Raw genomic sequence first — 17,222 nt, forward strand, 5'->3', positions numbered from 1 at the left:
TCCCGAACTCAGAAGTGAAACGATGCATCGCCGATGGTAGTGTGGGGTTTCCCCATGTGAGAGTAGGTCATCGTCAAGATTAAATTCCGAAACCCCTATCTGCGTATGCAGGTAGGGGTTTTGTTTTGCGTGCAAGAAAAGCACGGTTGCCCGCGCACAAATTTGCACAGTTATTTTCTATTCGGGACACTAGAATAGGTCCAACTATTTCGGAGCCAGAGCCTTTATGCCAGATCCGGTTGACGCCTCCGGGCTGTCAGAATTACCGCTGGACGATTTGGTGGCATGTCATGAGTGCGACTTGCTGATGCGCAAGCCCGAGCTCGCCCATGGCGAGAAAGCGCTGTGCCCGCGCTGCGGTTACGAGCTTTACGCCCATCGATACAACGTCGTGCAGCGCAGTCTCGCCTTGGTGATTGCGGCACTTTTGTTATTCGTCCCGGCGAACTTTTTACCCATCATGCAGCTCAATCTACTCGGGCAGTCATCGCAAGATACTGTCTGGAGCGGTGTTGTCGGCCTTTTCAACACGGACATGCAAGGCGTTTCCGTGATTGTGTTCCTGTGCAGCATGGGCATTCCGCTGCTCAAGTTGCTTTGCCAACTGGTCGTCCTGCTGAGTATCCGTTTCGATATTGGACGCAGCTACGGCTTGCTGCTCTACCGTATTTATCACCATTTACGAGACTGGGGGATGCTCGAGGTTTACCTCATGGGCGTACTGGTGGCGATCGTCAAATTGGCAGATATGGCGGCCATGACCGTAGGTCTCGGGCTGGCTTGCTTCATCGGTTTGTTATTGGTTCAGGTCTGGTTGGAGGTCGTGATGTCGCCTCACCAGATCTGGCAGGCACTGTCAGGAGAGGATGCCCATGCGGGCGATTGATGCAGGTATTCTGATTTGCGCGGAATGCCATGAATTGAACAGGCAGGAAGCTGATACCGACGAGCAGACCTGTACTCGTTGCGGTGCGCTGGTTCATGCCCGGCGCCCGAACAGTCTGGTGCGCACTTGGGCATTGCTGATTACCGCGGCAATTCTCTACATACCGGCCAATGTATTACCCATCATGACGGTGAGTTCTCTGGGCAAAGGCGATCCCAGCACCATCATGTCCGGTGTAATTCAACTGGTTCAACACGGCATGATTCCCATTGCCGCTGTGGTGTTTATTGCCAGCATCCTGGTGCCTACCTTCAAACTGGTAGGTATCGCTCTGCTGCTGTACTCCGTCCAGCGCCACCAGCCACTCTCGGCTCGGCAGCGCATCTGGATGTATCGCTTTATCGAGTTCATCGGTCGTTGGTCGATGCTCGATATCTTTGTGATCGCCATCCTGGTGGCGGTCGTGAATTTTGGACGGCTTGCCAGTGTCGAGGCGGATCTCGGCGCTATCGCGTTTGCCAGTGTGGTGATTCTGACAATGCTTGCCGCAGTAACTTTCGATCCCCGACTGATTTGGGATAACACGGAGTCGGACGACGACCATGACTGATTTGCCTGTAGCGAAAACCCGACCGGCCTCCAACTGGTCTGCGATCTGGGTATTGCCCCTGATCGCCTTGATCATCGGCGGCTGGCTTGGCTGGCGTGCCTATACTGAAACCGGCATCGAGATTCAGGTGCGCTTCGAAAGCGGTGAAGGCATCCAGGCCAACAAGACTGAAGTGGTCTACAAAGGCATGTCGGTCGGCAAGGTGAAGACACTCAAGCTCGATGATGAAGGCAGCTCCAAAGGTGTGATCGCCACTGTCGAGATGAACAAGGACGTGGAGCAATACCTGCGTACGAGCACGCGCTTCTGGCTGGTCAAGCCGAGCGTGACCCTGGCCGGGATTACGGGTTTGGAGACGCTGGTTTCGGGCAACTACGTCGCGATCAGCCCGGGTGAGGGTGAGCCTACCCGCAAGTTCAAGGCGCTGGCTGAAGAGCCGCCGCTATCCGATGCGCAGCCGGGTCTGCACCTGACAATCAAGGCCGATCGATTGGGTTCGCTGAATCGCGGCAGTCCGGTGTTCTACAAGCAAATCAAGGTCGGTCAGATTAAAAGCTTTGTGCTGTCCGAGGACCAGAGCACCGTTGAGCTCAAGGTTTTCATCGAGCCGACTTATGCCAAGCTGGTGCGTAAACACACGCGTTTCTGGAACGCCAGCGGTATCAGCATCGACGCCAATCTGTCCGGTGTGAAAGTCCGTAGCGAGTCTCTGGCGAGCATCGTTGCCGGCGGTATTGCCTTCGCCACACCGGAAAACCGCAAGGACAGTCCACCCACCGACCCGAGCCTGCCATTCCGTCTTTACGAAGACTTCGATGCGGCTGCGGCCGGGATCAAGGTGAAGGTCAAACTCAGTGACTTCGAAGGCCTGCAGGCCGGTCGGACACCGGTCATGTACAAAGGTATCCAGGTCGGCACGCTCAAGGCGCTCAAGGTCGATCCGGATCTATCCACCGCCAGTGCCGAATTGACGCTGGACCCGTTGGCCGAGGACTACCTGGTCGACGGCACTCAGTTCTGGGTAGTCAAACCTTCGATCTCCCTTGCCGGCATTACCGGCCTTGAGGCGTTGGTCAAAGGCAATTACATCGCCGTGCGTCCCGGAGACAAAGGTGCTGCGCCGCAACGTGAGTTCGTGGCACGGCCAAAAGCGCCGCCGCTGGATCTACGTTCGCCGGGCCTGCACCTGGTGCTGTTCACCGAAAACCTCGGCTCGCTGGAAGTCGGCAGTCCGGTTCTCTACAAACAGGTCAAGGTGGGGTCGGTTCAGAGCTATCAGTTTTCGCGCAAGAAAAACCAATTGGTCATCGGTGTTCACATCGAGAAGGAATACGAAAATCTGGTCAACGCGTCGACCCGGTTCTGGAACGCCAGCGGCATAACGCTGACGGGCGGGCTGACCGGCGGGATTCAAGTCAAGAGTGAGTCGTTGCAGAGCCTGATGGCCGGCGGCATTGCCTTCGAAACACCGGAGGCCAAGGCGCCGTTGCAGAGGCGCATACCACGGTTCCGGTTGTTCGCCAGCCATGAAGACGCCACGCAAAAAGGCGCGGTGATCACGCTGAAGGTTGACCGTGCCGATGGCCTGCGCGTCGGGACACCAATCCGCTACAAAGGGCTGGATGTCGGCAAGGTCGAAGACGTCGACCTCAGCGATGATCTGCAATCTGTACTGCTGACTGCACGCATCACTGAAGTGCCTGAACGTATTGCGCGGGTCGGAAGCGAATTCTGGGTGGTCAAACCGGAGCTGGGACTGATCAAAACGTCGAATCTGGAGACGTTGGTGACAGGGCAGTACATCGAAGTACAGCCTGCACTGAAGAACCTTGGCCCGCAGAAAAACTTTGTCGCACTGGCAACTCCCCCCGAGACCGCCAAGGCCGAAGCCGGGCTGAGTCTTGTCTTGAGTGCTGCCCGTCGTGGTTCTTTGAAGGCCGGAGTGCCGGTAACGTATCGTGAGATCACGGTGGGCAAGGTGACCGGGTATGAACTGGGGCAGACCGCGGATCGGGTGTTGATCCACATTCTGATCGAACCGAAATATGCGCCGTTGGTGCGTAGCGGTACCCGCTTCTGGAATACCAGTGGTTTTGATTTTGATGTCGGTCTGTTCAAAGGCGCGACGATGCGTACTGAGTCGCTGGAAACCATGATTCAGGGGGGCGTCGCGTTTGCCACTCCGGACGGCGAACGCATGGGCGGTGCAGCGCAGCCGGAGCAGACATTCCCGCTGTTCGATAAGTTTGAAGAGGAATGGCTGACCTGGGCGCCGAAGATTTCCCTCGGTAAATAGCAGGGTTTGATAGGTTGCCTGTAATGACGCCTTCGCGGACAAACCCACTCCCAAAGGGTTTTCGGTTGCTCACAGATTCTATGTAAGCTGCAATCTCCTGTGGGAGCGGGCTCGCCCGCGAAGGGGCCGTCAAACACAAAGAAAAGCTAAAAGAACCCCCACAAAAAAGGCCGCGATCCCTATCGGATCGCGGCCTTTTTGTTGCCATCAGTTAAAGCAAATCAAACCGCATCCAGCTCCGGCTCATCCGCTTCGACATTGACCGCCGCCTTCACCTGATCGTGACGGCGAATGTACTTCCAGTCCGCTTCGTCGATATAGATGCCGGCCGGGCCGCTGCCGCCTTCCAGGTCGATGGCGACACTGGCGCAGACTTGCGGCTTCACACTGGCCAGGATCGGCACGAAGCCCAGTTGCAGACTGGTTTCCAGCAGCGCTGCCTGGTTCTTCTCGTCGATGTCCGCTGCCTCGTCGAGGTAGTACGGCAAGCGCACACGCCCGGCCAGGTCACGATCCATCAAGTGCAGCAACAGATACATGTTGGTCAGCGCCTTGATGGTCATGGTGGTGCCGTTGGACGCGGCGCCGTCGATATCGGTGTGGATCACCGGCTGACCGTTGACCTTGGTGATCTCGAACGCCAGTTCGAACAAGTCCTTGAGGCCGAGCTGGTTGTGGTTGGCGGCTACCAGCCGTGCCAGGTATTCCTTGGCTTCTTCGTTCTTGTTGTCCTGTTCCGCGCTCTGGCTCAGGTCGAACACCGACAGCGTCTCGCCTTCTTCGTACTGGCCGGCGCTGTGGATGATCTGGTCGATGTGCTTGAGCGCTTCCTTGTTAGGCGCGAGCACGATGCGGAAGCTTTGCAGGTTGGAGACCTGGCGCTTGTTGATCTCGCGGTTGAACAGCGCCAGTTGATGCTCGAGGCTATCGTAGTCGCTGCGAATATTACGCAGCGTCCGCGCGATGTCGGTCACGGCTGCACGGCGGGCCTTGCCCAGGGTCAGGGCTTCATCGGTGCGGTGCGCGTAAGCGTTGATCAGCAGTTGCAGGCGACGCTCCATATCGTCTTCGCTGTCGAATTTGGCTACGCCCTTGAGGCGAACCTGTGCGTACAGCGCTTCGATCTGGCCGTCGGCACGCAGCAGGCCTTGCCAGCTGTCCTGATAGTCGTTGAGCAGCGGCAGCAGGTTGTCCATGGAATCGTCGACCGGGTCCATGAATGGCGTGCCGAATGGCAGGTCCGCCGGGAGCAATTGACGGCGGCGCAAGGCATCGTCGAGGGTGCGTTGCTTGGCTTCCATGTCGGCGATCTGCCGGCCGACCAGTTGCAGCTTGGCCGACAGTTGCTGGACGCGCTCGGTGAAGGCGTCGCTGGAGCGCTTCAATTCGTCCTGCGCGGCTTCCATTTGCGCCAGCTGTTCCAGCTTGTCGCCTTCCTCGGCGCTCAAGGTCTGAGCGCGACGGAAGTCTTCCAGCGCCTTCTGCGCATCCAGCACTTGCTGGTACAGCGCTTCAGTCTGGGTCTTGCTCGCGGCGCGGTCGGCGGCTACGGCTTGCTGGGTTTTCAGTTGCTTGAGTTCTTTGTCCAGACGCTCTTTCTGATCGCGCAGTGCCGCACGGTCGGCCAAGGCTTGCAGGGCTGGCGGCTCGATGTGCGAGAGGTCGATCGACAGGCCCGGCACTTCGAAGCGCTCGCCTTTGAAACCGTCGAGAATCAGCTCCACGGATTTGACCCAGTCGCCGTTGTCATCCAGCGCAATCCCGTGCTCACCCAGGGGCAGGCTGAACAGCGCGCTGTTGAACAGACGCATCAGACGCTCGACATCCTGCTGCGAAAACTCTTCGCGCAAACGGGCATAACTGTTGTTGTCGGCGTGATCGAGTTGCTGCTTGACCGACTTCAGGCGTTTTTCCAGATCCCGCAGGCGCTCTTCCAGGTCTTCGGCGCTGAACTGACGGGATTGCGCCAACGCACCGGCCAATTCGTCGTGAGCATCCTTGGCCGCGAGCAGTTGCTGTTCCAGCACCTTGACGTCATCGACCAGGGCAAAGCGATGCTTGAGTACCGACAATTCCCCGAGCCAGCGCTGGATGCCGCTGATTTCCCGCTCCAGACGCATCAGTTCCTGGGTGCCGCCACGCTGGTCGTTTTGCAGGTCATCCTGCTCGCGACGGTAGTGCTCGGCCTGGATAGTCAGCTCTTCCTTGCGTGCACTGGCGTAGTCCGACCAGGTGCCGAGCAGGGAGTCGAGCAGCGGAGACAGCCGATGCAGTTTGCCGCGCAGCACATCGCGTTGCTTCACGCCGTTGGCCAGGGCTTCGACCAAGGGGCCGGCGGCGACCAGCGAGTTGTAGTCCTGTTCCATGCGTCGTACATCGCGGAAGGCTTCTTCGCACGCAGCGATGTAATCCACGCTGCCGGAACGCAGGCTGTGCTCGAAGGCATCGAGGAACAGCTGCTTGAGCTTGGCCGCGGTGATTTCGCGCATGTGCAGCAGGTTGATGAACAGTGCGCGGAAGGTTTTCAGGCTCTGTTCGCTGGTGGAGCGCAGCGGGATCAGGGTCAGGTCCAGCGGGATCGAAGTGTGACCGCCGACCAGCAGGCGACGCAGTTCGTCCGGCTTGAGCTCGTAGGCTTTCAGGCCTTCGCGCTCGAGGTTGGTGAACAGTTCTTTCTGGCGCAGACAGGTATCGTTCTTCTGGTAATGGGCCAGGTCCAGCTTGCCGGCGTAGGCAAAGAACTGGTGACCGAAACCGCCGCCAGGGCCGCGGCCGACCACGCCAATCACATGCGGGCCGTGGGGTAGCGAGACTTCCACCAGGATGTAACTGGTGTCCGACGCGAAGTAGAAGCGCCGGGATTGTTCCAGGCTGTACTTGCCGAAACTCATGTCGGACATACGCGCCAGGATCGGGAACTGCAGCGCGTTGATCGATGCGGATTTACCGAGGTTGTTCGCGCCGTAAACCGACAGCGGCTCTTCCAGCGGAAACAGGCCGAGGCTGTAGCCGGCGGTGTTCAAGAGGGCAAAGCGGCGGATGCCGTAGCGTTCCTTGCTCATGCGTCGAGCTCCTGTTCTTCGGCAATGGCACGGGCCAGAGCGTCTTCTTCGCTTTCGCTTTCGCCTTCGAATTCGCTCAGATCAAGCGGATCGTCGGTCTGCAGCAGTTTTTCGTCACTGTCTTCGTCGATCAGCACCGGTGCCGGCAATGGCAGCACGCTGTGCAGGCTGGCGGCCAGGTCGCGGTCCTGCTGAACCGACAGGCAGACGTCGAGGAAACGGTGCATCGGCGGCAGAAAGCGGTAGACGCCGTTTTCTTCGCTGGCAAAACCGAGTTGGGTCATGCGGCGCATGATTTTTTCTTCCAGCTCGTCCTGGGTCTGCACTTCGGCCTGGATAAACAGGTCGCGGTACTTTTCCAGCAGCGACGGCAATTCATCGCGACCGAGGCTGCCACCGTCGAGCACGGCGATCGGGTCTCGGCCCTGGTCGGCCAGGTGTTCGACGAGAATGAAGGTGAACAGCGCCAGGCGCTGCGCAGTCTTGTTCACCGCCGCGGCGGCGAGGTCCGGCACGAAGTAGTAGAAACCACGGGTGTCGCACACCAGTTCAAATCCCAGGGCTTTGAACAGCGTGCGGTACTGGTCTTGAAAGTTCGACAGTTGTGCGTACAGCTCCGGATCGCGGCGGCTGACGTGGTAACCCTTGAACAGCTCGCGAAAGATCGGTGCCAGTTGGGACAGTTCGGATAGATCAAGATGCATGTGGAGTGCTCGCGGAATTCTCGGAGGCATCATCGCCGGCCGAGAGCAGGGCGAAGGAGCGCAGGCTGACCTGGTGCTCGTGTGTGTAGTAATCGCGGCGTTCCAGGCGTTCGCGCTTGAAGCGTTTTTCCCGGGACAGGCGCGAGAACCAGTACAGCAATTCGTCGGTGGCGCCGTCCGGCTCCTGCTCCAGCAGCCAGGTCATCAGGTCCGGCATCGGCAGGGCGTCTTCGCAACGGTCGAGCATCTCCCGGACCGTGCGTGGCGCACGGGGTACGTCGCCGCCCTTGTGCGTCTTGTGGGCCTTGGGGAACCGCGCGGGTTTCGGTTCGAAACGGGCCAAGGCGTAAACGTAGGCCTCGACCTGACTGGCGCTGCCGAGAAAGGTGCTCTGAGGGCGGGTGAACATCGGCATGGCTGCTTGTGGCACAGCGTCGATGCCTTTGCGACGAATCATCGACAGGGCCAGCGCGGCGCCACGGGTCACGGCGTTGTGTCGGCGCGCTTCTTCACGCAGCGGCAGCAGCAGTTCACGGGCGTGACGCAGGGTCAGCTGGGCGCTGGTCTGCATTTCGAGAATGCGTGCGTGGGTGCGCAGCAGCATGTCGTCGTCGACCAGATGGCCGAGGCGTTGCTGTTCGGTGAGCATCTTCAACAGGACGTTTTCGACCTTGCGCACACCTTGTTCGAAAGCGCCGTCGGCATTCACCAGCTGGATCATTGGCTCGACGTATTCGTCCCAGGTTGCCAGCACTTCTGCATAACGCTGGCGCAACGGGATCTGTCGGTCGCTGGTCTTGGCTCGCTCGGCGACGGCCACCAGGGCCTGTTCATCATTGGCGAGTTTTTTCAGTACGTCGCGCACGCGCATGTCGAGCAGGCGCAATTGGCGAGCCAGGTCGTTGCCATCGCGGATGTCGAAGGCGTCCTGGATGTAACCGGCCAGGCGTTCGAGATGGCGCAGGTAGGCTTCGATTTCCAGGCACAGACCCAGGCGGTGTTCACGGCGCAGGTAAGCAAGAAAGTCGTGAATCTGCGCGTTGAGCTCGAAACGGTTCGGGCTTTTTGCCACGGGAACCAGGATGTCGAGGCGAATCCACACGTCCAGCAGGCTGGTGATGTCCTGCGGCGTGCTGTCCAGTTGCTGGGCGGCCAACTGTGAACGCAATTCGTTGAGGCTCAGGGTGCCCTGGTCGAAGTGCTCGCACAGTGGCTCCAGAAGTGCCCAGTGTTCAGCGAGGGCGCGCAAGACGCGCTTGGGTTCGATCATCGGAATGGCCGGCTGGTTGGCGATTAAAAGCCGCGATTGTACTGCATCGCGGGCGATGCGATTCACTCTCGGGACGGGCTGTTAGTTTTCTATCGATCAACAGCGGGCGATCTTGAGCGAAGGGCGGTAGAATCTCCGCACTTTAGTTATCCACAAGTGGCTGACCTTTGCTTATCGAGTCCCGTCGCCGCGCCTATCTGAGCGCCATGCAGGTGGTCAACTGGCTGCCGCGCACCGAATTGCCCTTTGCTGCGCCGTCGCGGCCCGAATTGCTGGAGCCGCTTGAACCATTGGTCGTCGCCCCGCAAGCACCAGCCCCTGTGGCCTATGCTCCCGTGGAACCTGTGGTCAAACCGGCCGAACGGGTGAAAATCGAGGTGCCGCGGCCGTCGTTGGCGAGTACGCGCACCGGGGCAAAACCGGTGGAAGAGGTCGAAGAAGCACCGGTCGTCGCCAAGGTCGCACCCGTACCACCACCGCGTTTCGCCCTGCAATTGCTGCGTGCCGGGCGCTGCCTGCTACTGGTGGAGTTACCCACAGGCGAAGCCTTCCAGAGTCGCGATCCTGCGTATCTGCTGCTCAAGGACATGCTGCGCGCCGCCGGTCTGCCGGACAGCCCGCAGATTGTCGGCGAACCGGTGCGCTGGCCGCTGCTGGTGCGAGGCACCATGGATCAAGGTCCGGAAGCCGCTCGCGACTTCGTGCAGGGATTTCTCTCGGCCCGCCTGGAAGAGGCACCGTGCGTCTGCCTGTGGCTGATCGGCCTGCCGGCGGTGCGCTTTGCCGGTGAGGCGAACGCCGAATCCTACAACCGCGAACTTCAGGTCGAAGGCCTGGGTTCGGTCTGGGCCCTGCCGGGCCTGGAATCATTAATGGAAGAGCCACAGCGTAAGGCTGATGTCTGGCAAGCCATGCGTCGGCTGATGGCGCGCTGGAAAGAATCGAATGAGTGATGCTGTATCGTTCCGCCCGATGACCGAGGCGGACCTGGAAACCGTACTGAAAATCGAATACGCCGCTTATAGCCACCCGTGGACACGCGGGATTTTTCTCGATGGCTTGGGCAAGTACCAGATCTGGCTGATGTTTGAAGGTCAGCAGCAGGTCGGTCACGGCGTGGTGCAGATCATTCTCGACGAAGCCCATTTGCTGAACATCACCGTCAAACCGGAAAACCAGGGACGTGGCCTGGGTTTGACGCTGCTGGAGCATTTGATGTCGATTGCCTACAAGGCTGACGCCCGGGAGTGTTTTCTGGAGGTGCGCGACAGCAACACAGCGGCGTTCAAGTTGTATGAGCGCTATGGCTTCAATGAGATCGGTCGGCGGCGAGATTACTACCCGGCGGTGGGTGGGCGTGAAGATGCGGTGGTCATGGCCTGCACCTTGGTCGATTAAGCTCTAAAAGCTTCGCGGGCAAGCCTCGCTCCTACAGGACTTATTCGGACACGACGAAACCTCGTAGGAACGAGGCTTGCCCGCGAAGGCGTCTTCACTGGTGACACTCTCAACGCTTTCTGTCGAGCGGATCACGCCGCGCCAGCTCGGCTTCGTCCAATCCCTTGCCACCTCCGATGTCCTCTTCATCGACAATGCTCAAATCCCAATCAGCCTGATTGTCTGAACCGGGTTCATGAGCATCCCGGGCGCCGTCTTCCCGAATCAGGGTTTCCGGGCTCATATCGTCATCAGTGGGTTCATGGTCGTCTACACGTACGCGTCGGCGCCGCATCTGTTGCTCGCGCTCCCTGTCCGTCAGTTCGTCACCGATTTTGGCGCCGGGTTCTTCCTCATCGAAATCCAGCTCGTGCACCGAACCCATGCGGTCTTCGTTATCATCAATGGGCTCCGGTTGCACCGCATCGTACGGACGTCGTGAATCAGTCATGGCCAATCCTCATACTGTGGGCCTTACTACAGTTGACTCACTGGACACATGAGAATTCCAGGGAAAACACCTGCGATCTTTCCGTGACCCCGACGGGCGGTTGTCTGTCAAAGCAGCAAATCATTCTTGAGGCTCCCAGCATGCACGACTTACAAGACCTGATTGATAACAACGAGCGTTGGGCTGACGCGATCACCAAGGAAGATCCGGACTTTTTTGCCAAGCTGGCCCGCCAACAGACGCCGGAGTACCTGTGGATCGGCTGTTCCGATGCGCGAGTGCCGGCCAACGAAATCGTCGGCATGCTGCCGGGCGACCTGTTCGTACACCGCAATGTGGCCAACGTGGTGCTGCACACTGACCTTAACTGCCTGTCAGTGATCCAGTACGCGGTCGACGTGCTCAAGGTCAAACACATCCTCGTCACTGGCCACTATGGCTGTGGCGGCGTGCGCGCCTCGATGCAGGATCGCCAGTTCGGGCTGATTGACGGCTGGCTGCGTTCGATTCGAGACCTTTACTACGAGAAGCGCGAAGAGCTCGCGCAATTGGCCACCGAAGAGGAGCAGGTCGATCGCCTCTGTGAGCTCAACGTGATCCAGCAAGTGGCTAACGTCGGCCACACCAGCATTGTGCAAAACGCCTGGCATCGCGGGCAGAGCTTGTCGATCCACGGCTGCATTTACGGAATCAAGGATGGCCGCTGGAAGAGCTTGAACACCACGATCAGCGGCTTCGAACAATTACCGCCGCAGTATCGCCTGCGTCCGTTCGAGCCACTGTAAAACCCGTAGGCGCCTGGCTTGCTCGCGATAGGGGCCGGACGTTCACTGCAAGGGTGATTGTAAGTCTGCCATCACGAGCAAGCGTTGCTCCTACGGCCGGCGCCAGTGTTGTAAAAAACGCTGGCCGTCGGCATTCGGCATTTCACCATAGCCTGTTATCCAGCCCCGGCAGTTGTGCGAGCCACAGCGACAGGCGAACTGACGAAGCAGATTTTCTTCGCTGACGGTGTAGTCCATTGTCAGCCGGTCGCCTTTCTGGATGTCCTGCAACGCCCATACCCACAGATCGGTCAGTTCAAGATAGACATTGGGATTGCAGGAGTGTCGCAGCAGTCCGCAGAAACGTGGGTCGTAGACGTGCACGCCGGGAGACAGTTGTCGGGTATGTTGGCAGGGATAGGGCAGCAAATGTCCCGACACCCGACAGATTCGGCTCATGCGGGGAAACTCGCGTAACGCCACAATGGCCACTGACTTGCCTGTGTTGTTTTTGAGAATTTCGAAGTCGGCGAGTGAGGGGAATCCGAGCTCGGGGGGAATCTCGGGAAAGGGGTAGACACCCGCAGGTGGTGGTGCAAGAGGCTTGCGCCATGCATTGGCTTTCATAACGATCCTTGTCGGTTGAGTGCCGTGACGTCCATCCGCTGACGATCCTGTCAGCGCTGCAACATGGATACAGTGCAAGCCTCTCGCAGATAACGCGGGCGGTCTACTGTCATTACTGACAGGTCGACCACCGCTCATCGGTTTACAGCGGCGGAGCGGGCTTCGCAGTGGCAGGCGCTGGCGCCTTGAGTTGTTTGAGCTGGGGCGCGATTGTCGCTGAGGCACACTTGGCCACGGCCTGTGCGGTCGTCAGGCTGCGGATCGAGGTGTAGAACAGTTCGCAGGTTTTTTCTTTCTGGGCCACTTGCCAGGTCTGGGTGCAACTTCTGAGTTCAATGTCGGGATTGCTGTCCGGCTGGCTACCCATCGCGGCCTGCCAGCACGCGGCACTCAAATCCTGGCCCATGACTTTCAGGCCCGCCACATCAGCCTTGGCCTTGGCGTCGGTGCCGGTGTAGTTGTCGGGGTCTGCGGCATACCAGATATAACTCGGGTGATTGGCACCCAGCACTGGCACCTTCACCCCATCGACGGGGCTGATGGTGGCCAGGCTCAGCACGTTCACGGTCGGCCCGTATTGCTGCTTGATCCAGTTACGCACCGGTGTCCCGAATGCGACCATCGGCAATGCCTCGCCACTGGCGGTCTTGCTGACATTCTTGACCATGGTGGTCTGGTAATCCTTGAAGTAGTCGTAGACCCCTTCCAGGTCCTTGCCGGCGTTGGACGGCGCAGCAATGGGAGCGATGTCGATGATGGTCTGGAACCCCGGCGTCTGCTCGGCGGGGATGCCGTTCAGGGTCAGCAGCGAGGCCCAACGATCGGTCGTGGCAGACCTCAGGTAGTCCTGGGCCTGAGTCAACGAATAGTCTGGCGGGAAGTGCAGCAATTCGACGCTTCTGCGGTTTTCCAGCGCCATGCCCAACGGCAGGAAAAAGTACCAGCTATAGGCCCATTTTCCGTCGGCATTCAGTTTGCTGGCGCCGTTATAGGCCAGATCGCCAGCATCGAGCAGTGCGGTCAACGGTTTTTCATAGCTTCTGGGTACCCCGATGATTTCAGCGAAAAGCTGGCCGTTATCGGTTTTGACCTGGACCTTCGCCTCGCTGTAGCCATCGCGCTGAACGCTTTGAGTCAGGTAATGCTCGACGGTTTGCTCCAGCGTCCAGTTGCGAAAGCAAATCACGTTGCAGTTGTTGGGGTAGGCAAACAGGCGGGTGACGCGTTCGGTGCTGCCCAGTTTCAGGCCGATGTCGGCATGGGCGGCGGCACTCAGGGTAAGTGCCGCGAGGGTGAGTCCTGCGAGTTTGAACATGCTCAGATCCTTTTCAGCGCGATTCCAAAATGGGGGCACTTCATACTGGATTAGCACAATCGCGTAGAAAAGCAGTGATCGAGGATTTTTCGAGGGAAAGAAATCCAGCTCGCGAAAAGTATTCGCGAGCTGGCACTCGGTCAGTTGATCACAGAAGGCGCAGCGCCAATTGGCTGCCGGCGCGCAAGTATTCCACTTGAGCCGCCACAGCATCCTTGACGATGGCCTCACCCGTATCGGTCAGTTTGGCTTTTTTGGCATCGATAATGGCGGTCTGCATTAATTGAATGGCGACATCCATTGCTTTTTGGAAGGCGGTTACATTGTTGTGCAGGCCGAACGCCTGGATAACGGCGTCCATGCGGCGATCGGCATCGTCTCGCAACGTTCTGTATTCAACCACTGAGACGTTGCCGTCCTGATAAATGTCATTGATCAGCTCTTCCAGTGTTTTGGATATCGGTGTCATCGGATGTTCCTCGGGGTTATGTGATCGGTCATCCGGGACAGGTTACTTCGGGACACGGGCAGGAGAAGTCGGGGCTTGCCTATCAATCGAGTGGGACAACACCACAGGTAACGTAAGAAGGGTGAATGCAGCTTGTCGGTTTTGCTTGTGCTCGGGGCCAGGAATGAGCGCTGCCGGATCCCCGATGGGCTTGATCGAGGATCCGGCAAGTCAACGAAACCTGGTTTCTACGGCATCACCGGCGCCGTATACACCAGCGTCGTACCCAATGCCCACAGCAACACCAGCACCAACGGCGTGTGCACCAGCAACTGCACGAACGAGAATCCGATCAGGTCCCGCGCCTTCAACCCCAGCACGCCCAGCAGCGGCAGCATGTAGAACGGGTTGATCAGGTTGGGCAGGGCTTCGGCGGCGTTGTAGATCTGCACGGCCCAGCCGAGGTGGTAGTTCAGGTCATTGGCCACCTGCATCACGTACGGCGCTTCGATGATCCACTTGCCGCCGCCGGAGGGGATGAAGAAGCCAAGAATTGCCGAATACACACCCATCAGCACCGCATAGGTGTCGTGGGAGGCGATGCTGACGAAAAAGGTCGAGATGTGGTGGGCCAGGGTCTGCGCGTCGGTACCTTTGACCGTGGTCATCAACGCAGCGATCGAGCCGTACAACGGGAACTGGATCAGCACGCCCGTGGTGGTCGGCACCGCACGCGCCACAGCATCGAGGAAGCTGCGCGGGCGCCAGTGCAGCAGGGCACCGAGCATGATGAACAGGAAGTTGTAAGTGTTCAGGCCGGAAATCGCGCTGATCGCCGGTTTGGTCGAGAACTCGTGGAACAGCCATCCGGCGGCCAGCAGCACCAGGAGGATCGTCAGCAATGGACTGTGCTCCAGCCATTCGCCCGGACGGGTGCGCGGTTGCAGGGGGGGCAGGTTGAAACTCGGGTCGACACCGCATGCCTTGGCGTCACGTGCCGAGTGCGCGCCTGGGGCGGTGGCGTAGGCAATGATCAGCGAAATGACCATCAGTGCCAGCAACATCACACCGGACTGCCAGAGAAAGATCGTCTGGGTGAATGGAATCACCCCGGTGATCGACAGAATCGACGGTGGCAGGCTCGCCGGGTTGGCCTGCAATTGTGCCGCAGACGACGACAGGCCCAGAGCCCATACCGCGCCGAGCCCGAGGTAAGCTGCGGCACCGGCGGCGCGGTAGTCCATTTTCAGATCGGTACGGCGGGCGAGGGCACGCACCAGCAGGCCGCCGAAAACCAGTGACAGCCCCCAGTTAAGCAGCGATGCGACCATGGAAATCAAGGCGACCCAGGCCACGGCGGAGCGGCCGTTTTTCGGCAGCTTCGCCAGCCGGTCAATCAGCTTCACCGCCGGTGGTGAACTGGCGACCACGTACCCGCCAATCACCACGAAAGCCATCTGCATGGTGAAGGGGATCAGGCTCCAGAAACCGTCGCCAAACGCCATGGCGGCGTCGGTGGGTTTGGCGCCCATGACCATGGTGGCCACGGCGACGATAATCACCGCCAGGGCGGCAAACACCCAAGAGTCGGGGAACCAGCGTTCGGCAAAGCTTGAGCAGCGCAGGGCAAAGCGGGCGGAGCGGCTATCTTCGATATCAGCGGCCACGGGAGTACCTCGGATTTTTATGTTTGTTGTGGTCTTCGGGGCGGCAGGACGGCCCGTCTGGACAGGCGCTAACAGTAAAACAAGCGGAGGTTTTTTGCGGGGCTGTTTTGCGGCAATGGGACTTTGGTCTAACGGGTTGTCCACAGGCGCATTTGCGTAGACCATGGGCGCCTTGGTTTTTGCCTGTGCCAGAGTTCTTTCCATGACTGTCATTATCGATTCGCGCCCGGTGCCGTTCAGCCGCTCGGACTACAAGACCCTCGGCCTTGCGGCGCTCGGCGGGGCGCTGGAAATCTACGATTTCATCATTTTCGTATTTTTCGCGCTGACCTTGAGCCAACTGTTCTTTCCGCCGGAAATGCCCGAGTGGCTGAGGTTGCTGCAAAGCTTCGGGATCTTTGTCACCGGTTACCTGGCGCGCCCTCTGGGCGGAATCCTGATGGCGCATTTCGCTGACCGGCTGGGACGCAAGAAGGTGTTCAGCCTGAGCATTCTGATGATGGCGCTGCCGTGTCTGCTGATCGGGATCATGCCGACTTACGCGCAGATCGGCTATTTCGCACCGTTGTTGCTGTTGCTGCTGCGAGTCTTGCAGGGGGCGGCGGTGGGCGGTGAAGTGCCGAGCGCCTGGGTATTCGTTGCCGAGCATGCGCCGGTTGGCCATCGCGGTTACGCCTTGGGCTTCCTGCAGGCGGGATTGACCTTTGGCTATTTGCTCGGCGCCTTGACGGCGACGTTCCTGGCCCAGGCCTTCACCCCGACGGAAATCCTCGATTACGCCTGGCGCCTCCCGTTCCTGCTGGGCGGCGTGTTCGGCGTGATCGGCGTCTGGCTGCGCCGCTGGCTCAGCGAAACCCCGGTGTTCATGGCCATGCAGTCCCGGCGCGAAGAGAAGGTCGAGCTGCCGCTGCGCGCGGTTCTGCGCGAGCATCGGCTGGCCATGTTGCCGGCGATGATACTGACCTGCGTGCTGACCTCGGCGGTGGTGGTGTTCGTGGTCATCACCCCGACCATGATGCAGAAAACCTTCGGCATGACCGCCAGCCACACGTTCGCCTTGAGCGCCTTGGGCATCGTATTCCTGAACATCGGTTGCGTGCTTGCCGGGTTACTGGTCGACCGCATCGGCGCCTGGCGCACCGTCATGCTCTATAGCCTGCTGCTGCCGCTGGGCATTGGCGTGCTCTACACCTGTTTGATCAGCGGTGGTAACTGGATCGGTCTGGCCTACGCGGTCGCCGGCCTCTGTTGCGGAGTGGTCGGTGCGGTGCCGTCAGTGATGGTCAGCCTGTTCCCGGCGCGGATTCGTGTTTCAGGCATTTCCTTTACCTACAACATTGCTTACGCCGCTTGGGCGAGCATCACGCCGTTGCTGTTGATCGGTCTGATGCCGTGGAGCCCATGGATCTGTGTGATTTTCTGCGCGGTGATGGGCGCGGTCGGCGTGAGCAGTGCAGTGTATTTCGGCGCGCGGATGCCCAGGGTGTCCAGTTGTTCGACTGCTGGCGCCATGTGAGCAACAGTGGCGGCTGGTACGCCGTAACTATTTTTGTAGGACAAAGCTGAAGCGCTCTTCAGAAACGACTCACAGTGCCGATGGCTAGGCTGCATATCGCTTTCTTTCCCAGTCCATCGGTGCGTCCCATGTTCAATAAACGCTTGAAGCAGGAGCTGTCGGCTCTCCG

15 protein-coding genes are annotated in these 17,222 nt (G+C 59.4%); 7 read left to right on the forward strand and 8 right to left on the reverse strand.

Going from position 1 to position 17,222, the window contains the following annotated elements; translation table 11 throughout:
- The first annotated feature begins 226 nt into the window (after positions 1–226).
- From CKW21_RS04915 to CKW21_RS04925, 3 genes are read left to right on the forward strand one after another with little or no spacing between them, the layout of a single operon-like run.
- Positions 227–886 (forward strand): paraquat-inducible protein A, encoded by a 660-nt coding sequence (locus CKW21_RS04915; RefSeq protein ID WP_095192895.1) that lies wholly within the window; start codon positions 227–229, stop codon positions 884–886.
- Positions 873–1,496 carry a paraquat-inducible protein A gene (locus tag CKW21_RS04920; RefSeq protein ID WP_095192896.1) on the forward strand — a complete coding sequence of 208 codons (624 nt, stop codon included), beginning with the start codon at positions 873–875 and terminating at the stop codon, positions 1,494–1,496. Before CKW21_RS04915 ends, CKW21_RS04920 begins: the two co-directional genes overlap by 14 nt.
- On the forward strand, positions 1,489–3,792 hold the full coding sequence (locus CKW21_RS04925) for a PqiB family protein (RefSeq protein WP_095192897.1): 2,304 nt from the start codon (positions 1,489–1,491) through the stop codon (positions 3,790–3,792). The genes CKW21_RS04920 and CKW21_RS04925 overlap by 8 nt, the downstream gene beginning before the upstream one ends.
- A 221-nt stretch (positions 3,793–4,013) precedes the next feature.
- On the opposite strand, the gene mksF is transcribed toward CKW21_RS04925, so the two are convergent.
- The 3 genes from mksF to mksB are packed head-to-tail and all read right to left on the reverse strand — an operon-like array spanning position 4,014 to position 8,828.
- Complete coding sequence (mksF, locus tag CKW21_RS04930) at positions 4,014–6,854, reverse strand: Mks condensin complex protein MksF (protein WP_095192898.1); 2,841 nt, start codon at positions 6,852–6,854, stop codon at positions 4,014–4,016.
- Entirely contained in the window at positions 6,851–7,558 is a 708-nt protein-coding gene (mksE, locus tag CKW21_RS04935; protein ID WP_095192899.1) for an Mks condensin complex protein MksE, read from the reverse strand. The genes mksF and mksE overlap by 4 nt, the downstream gene beginning before the upstream one ends.
- Positions 7,548–8,828 (reverse strand): Mks condensin complex protein MksB, encoded by a 1,281-nt coding sequence (gene mksB / locus CKW21_RS04940; RefSeq protein WP_170948629.1) that lies wholly within the window; start codon positions 8,826–8,828, stop codon positions 7,548–7,550. Before mksB ends, mksE begins: the two co-directional genes overlap by 11 nt.
- 206 nt (positions 8,829–9,034) lie before the next feature.
- Between mksB and CKW21_RS04945 the strand changes: the two genes are divergently transcribed.
- Both CKW21_RS04945 and rimI read left to right on the forward strand, forming a co-directional pair.
- A complete protein-coding gene (locus CKW21_RS04945) occupies positions 9,035–9,781 on the forward strand; it encodes an energy transducer TonB (protein WP_095192901.1) in 747 nt (248 codons plus the stop codon).
- Positions 9,774–10,226 (forward strand): ribosomal protein S18-alanine N-acetyltransferase, encoded by a 453-nt coding sequence (gene rimI, locus CKW21_RS04950; protein WP_007978046.1) that lies wholly within the window; start codon positions 9,774–9,776, stop codon positions 10,224–10,226. Before CKW21_RS04945 ends, rimI begins: the two co-directional genes overlap by 8 nt.
- 109 nt (positions 10,227–10,335) lie before the next feature.
- Here rimI and CKW21_RS04955 read toward each other — a convergent pair whose 3' ends face one another.
- Positions 10,336–10,716, reverse strand: coding sequence for a serine kinase/phosphatase (locus CKW21_RS04955; RefSeq protein ID WP_095192902.1), 381 nt, complete (start codon positions 10,714–10,716; stop codon positions 10,336–10,338).
- Between the two features lie 140 nt (positions 10,717–10,856).
- On the opposite strand from CKW21_RS04955, the gene can reads away from it, so the two are divergent.
- Positions 10,857–11,501, forward strand: a complete 645-nt coding sequence (gene can / locus CKW21_RS04960; protein ID WP_095192903.1) for a carbonate dehydratase — start codon at positions 10,857–10,859, stop codon at positions 11,499–11,501.
- Positions 11,502–11,591: 90 nt separating this feature from the next.
- On the opposite strand, the gene CKW21_RS04965 is transcribed toward can, so the two are convergent.
- From CKW21_RS04965 to CKW21_RS04980, 4 genes are all read right to left on the reverse strand, one after another.
- Positions 11,592–12,107 carry an SET domain-containing protein-lysine N-methyltransferase gene (locus CKW21_RS04965; protein WP_095192904.1) on the reverse strand — a complete coding sequence of 172 codons (516 nt, stop codon included), beginning with the start codon at positions 12,105–12,107 and terminating at the stop codon, positions 11,592–11,594.
- 142 nt (positions 12,108–12,249) lie between these two features.
- Complete coding sequence (locus CKW21_RS04970) at positions 12,250–13,422, reverse strand: hypothetical protein (RefSeq protein WP_095192905.1); 1,173 nt, start codon at positions 13,420–13,422, stop codon at positions 12,250–12,252.
- A 148-nt stretch (positions 13,423–13,570) separates the two neighbouring features.
- A complete protein-coding gene (locus tag CKW21_RS04975; protein WP_095192906.1) occupies positions 13,571–13,891 on the reverse strand; it encodes a hypothetical protein in 321 nt (106 codons plus the stop codon).
- Positions 13,892–14,118: 227 nt separating this feature from the next.
- Positions 14,119–15,537: a short-chain fatty acid transporter gene (locus CKW21_RS04980; RefSeq protein WP_095192907.1), complete on the reverse strand. Its 1,419-nt coding sequence runs from the start codon at positions 15,535–15,537 to the stop codon at positions 14,119–14,121.
- 202 nt (positions 15,538–15,739) lie between these two features.
- On the opposite strand from CKW21_RS04980, the gene CKW21_RS04985 reads away from it, so the two are divergent.
- Positions 15,740–17,053 (forward strand): MFS transporter, encoded by a 1,314-nt coding sequence (locus CKW21_RS04985; RefSeq protein WP_095192908.1) that lies wholly within the window; start codon positions 15,740–15,742, stop codon positions 17,051–17,053.
- The last annotated feature ends 169 nt before the right edge of the window (positions 17,054–17,222 follow it).

Origin of the sequence: Pseudomonas sp. Irchel 3A7, from assembly GCF_900187565.1 — a bacterium.
Classification (GTDB): domain Bacteria; phylum Pseudomonadota; class Gammaproteobacteria; order Pseudomonadales; family Pseudomonadaceae; genus Aquipseudomonas.

Bases quoted from the DNA above. Each gene is read 5' to 3' on its own strand.
- CKW21_RS04915 (WP_095192895.1), top strand. From the start codon at position 227: ATGCCAGATCCGGTTGACGCCTCCGGGCTGTCAGAATTACCGCTGGAC.
- CKW21_RS04920 (WP_095192896.1), top strand. From the start codon at position 873: ATGCGGGCGATTGATGCAGGTATTCTGATTTGCGCGGAATGCCATGAA.
- CKW21_RS04925 (WP_095192897.1), top strand. From the start codon at position 1,489: ATGACTGATTTGCCTGTAGCGAAAACCCGACCGGCCTCCAACTGGTCT.
- mksF (WP_095192898.1), bottom strand. From the start codon at position 6,854: ATGAGCAAGGAACGCTACGGCATCCGCCGCTTTGCCCTCTTGAACACC.
- mksE (WP_095192899.1), bottom strand. From the start codon at position 7,558: ATGCATCTTGATCTATCCGAACTGTCCCAACTGGCACCGATCTTTCGC.
- mksB (WP_170948629.1), bottom strand. From the start codon at position 8,828: ATGATCGAACCCAAGCGCGTCTTGCGCGCCCTCGCTGAACACTGGGCA.
- CKW21_RS04945 (WP_095192901.1), top strand. From the start codon at position 9,035: ATGCAGGTGGTCAACTGGCTGCCGCGCACCGAATTGCCCTTTGCTGCG.
- rimI (WP_007978046.1), top strand. From the start codon at position 9,774: ATGAGTGATGCTGTATCGTTCCGCCCGATGACCGAGGCGGACCTGGAA.
- CKW21_RS04955 (WP_095192902.1), bottom strand. From the start codon at position 10,716: ATGACTGATTCACGACGTCCGTACGATGCGGTGCAACCGGAGCCCATT.
- can (WP_095192903.1), top strand. From the start codon at position 10,857: ATGCACGACTTACAAGACCTGATTGATAACAACGAGCGTTGGGCTGAC.
- CKW21_RS04965 (WP_095192904.1), bottom strand. From the start codon at position 12,107: ATGAAAGCCAATGCATGGCGCAAGCCTCTTGCACCACCACCTGCGGGT.
- CKW21_RS04970 (WP_095192905.1), bottom strand. From the start codon at position 13,422: ATGTTCAAACTCGCAGGACTCACCCTCGCGGCACTTACCCTGAGTGCC.
- CKW21_RS04975 (WP_095192906.1), bottom strand. From the start codon at position 13,891: ATGACACCGATATCCAAAACACTGGAAGAGCTGATCAATGACATTTAT.
- CKW21_RS04985 (WP_095192908.1), top strand. From the start codon at position 15,740: ATGACTGTCATTATCGATTCGCGCCCGGTGCCGTTCAGCCGCTCGGAC.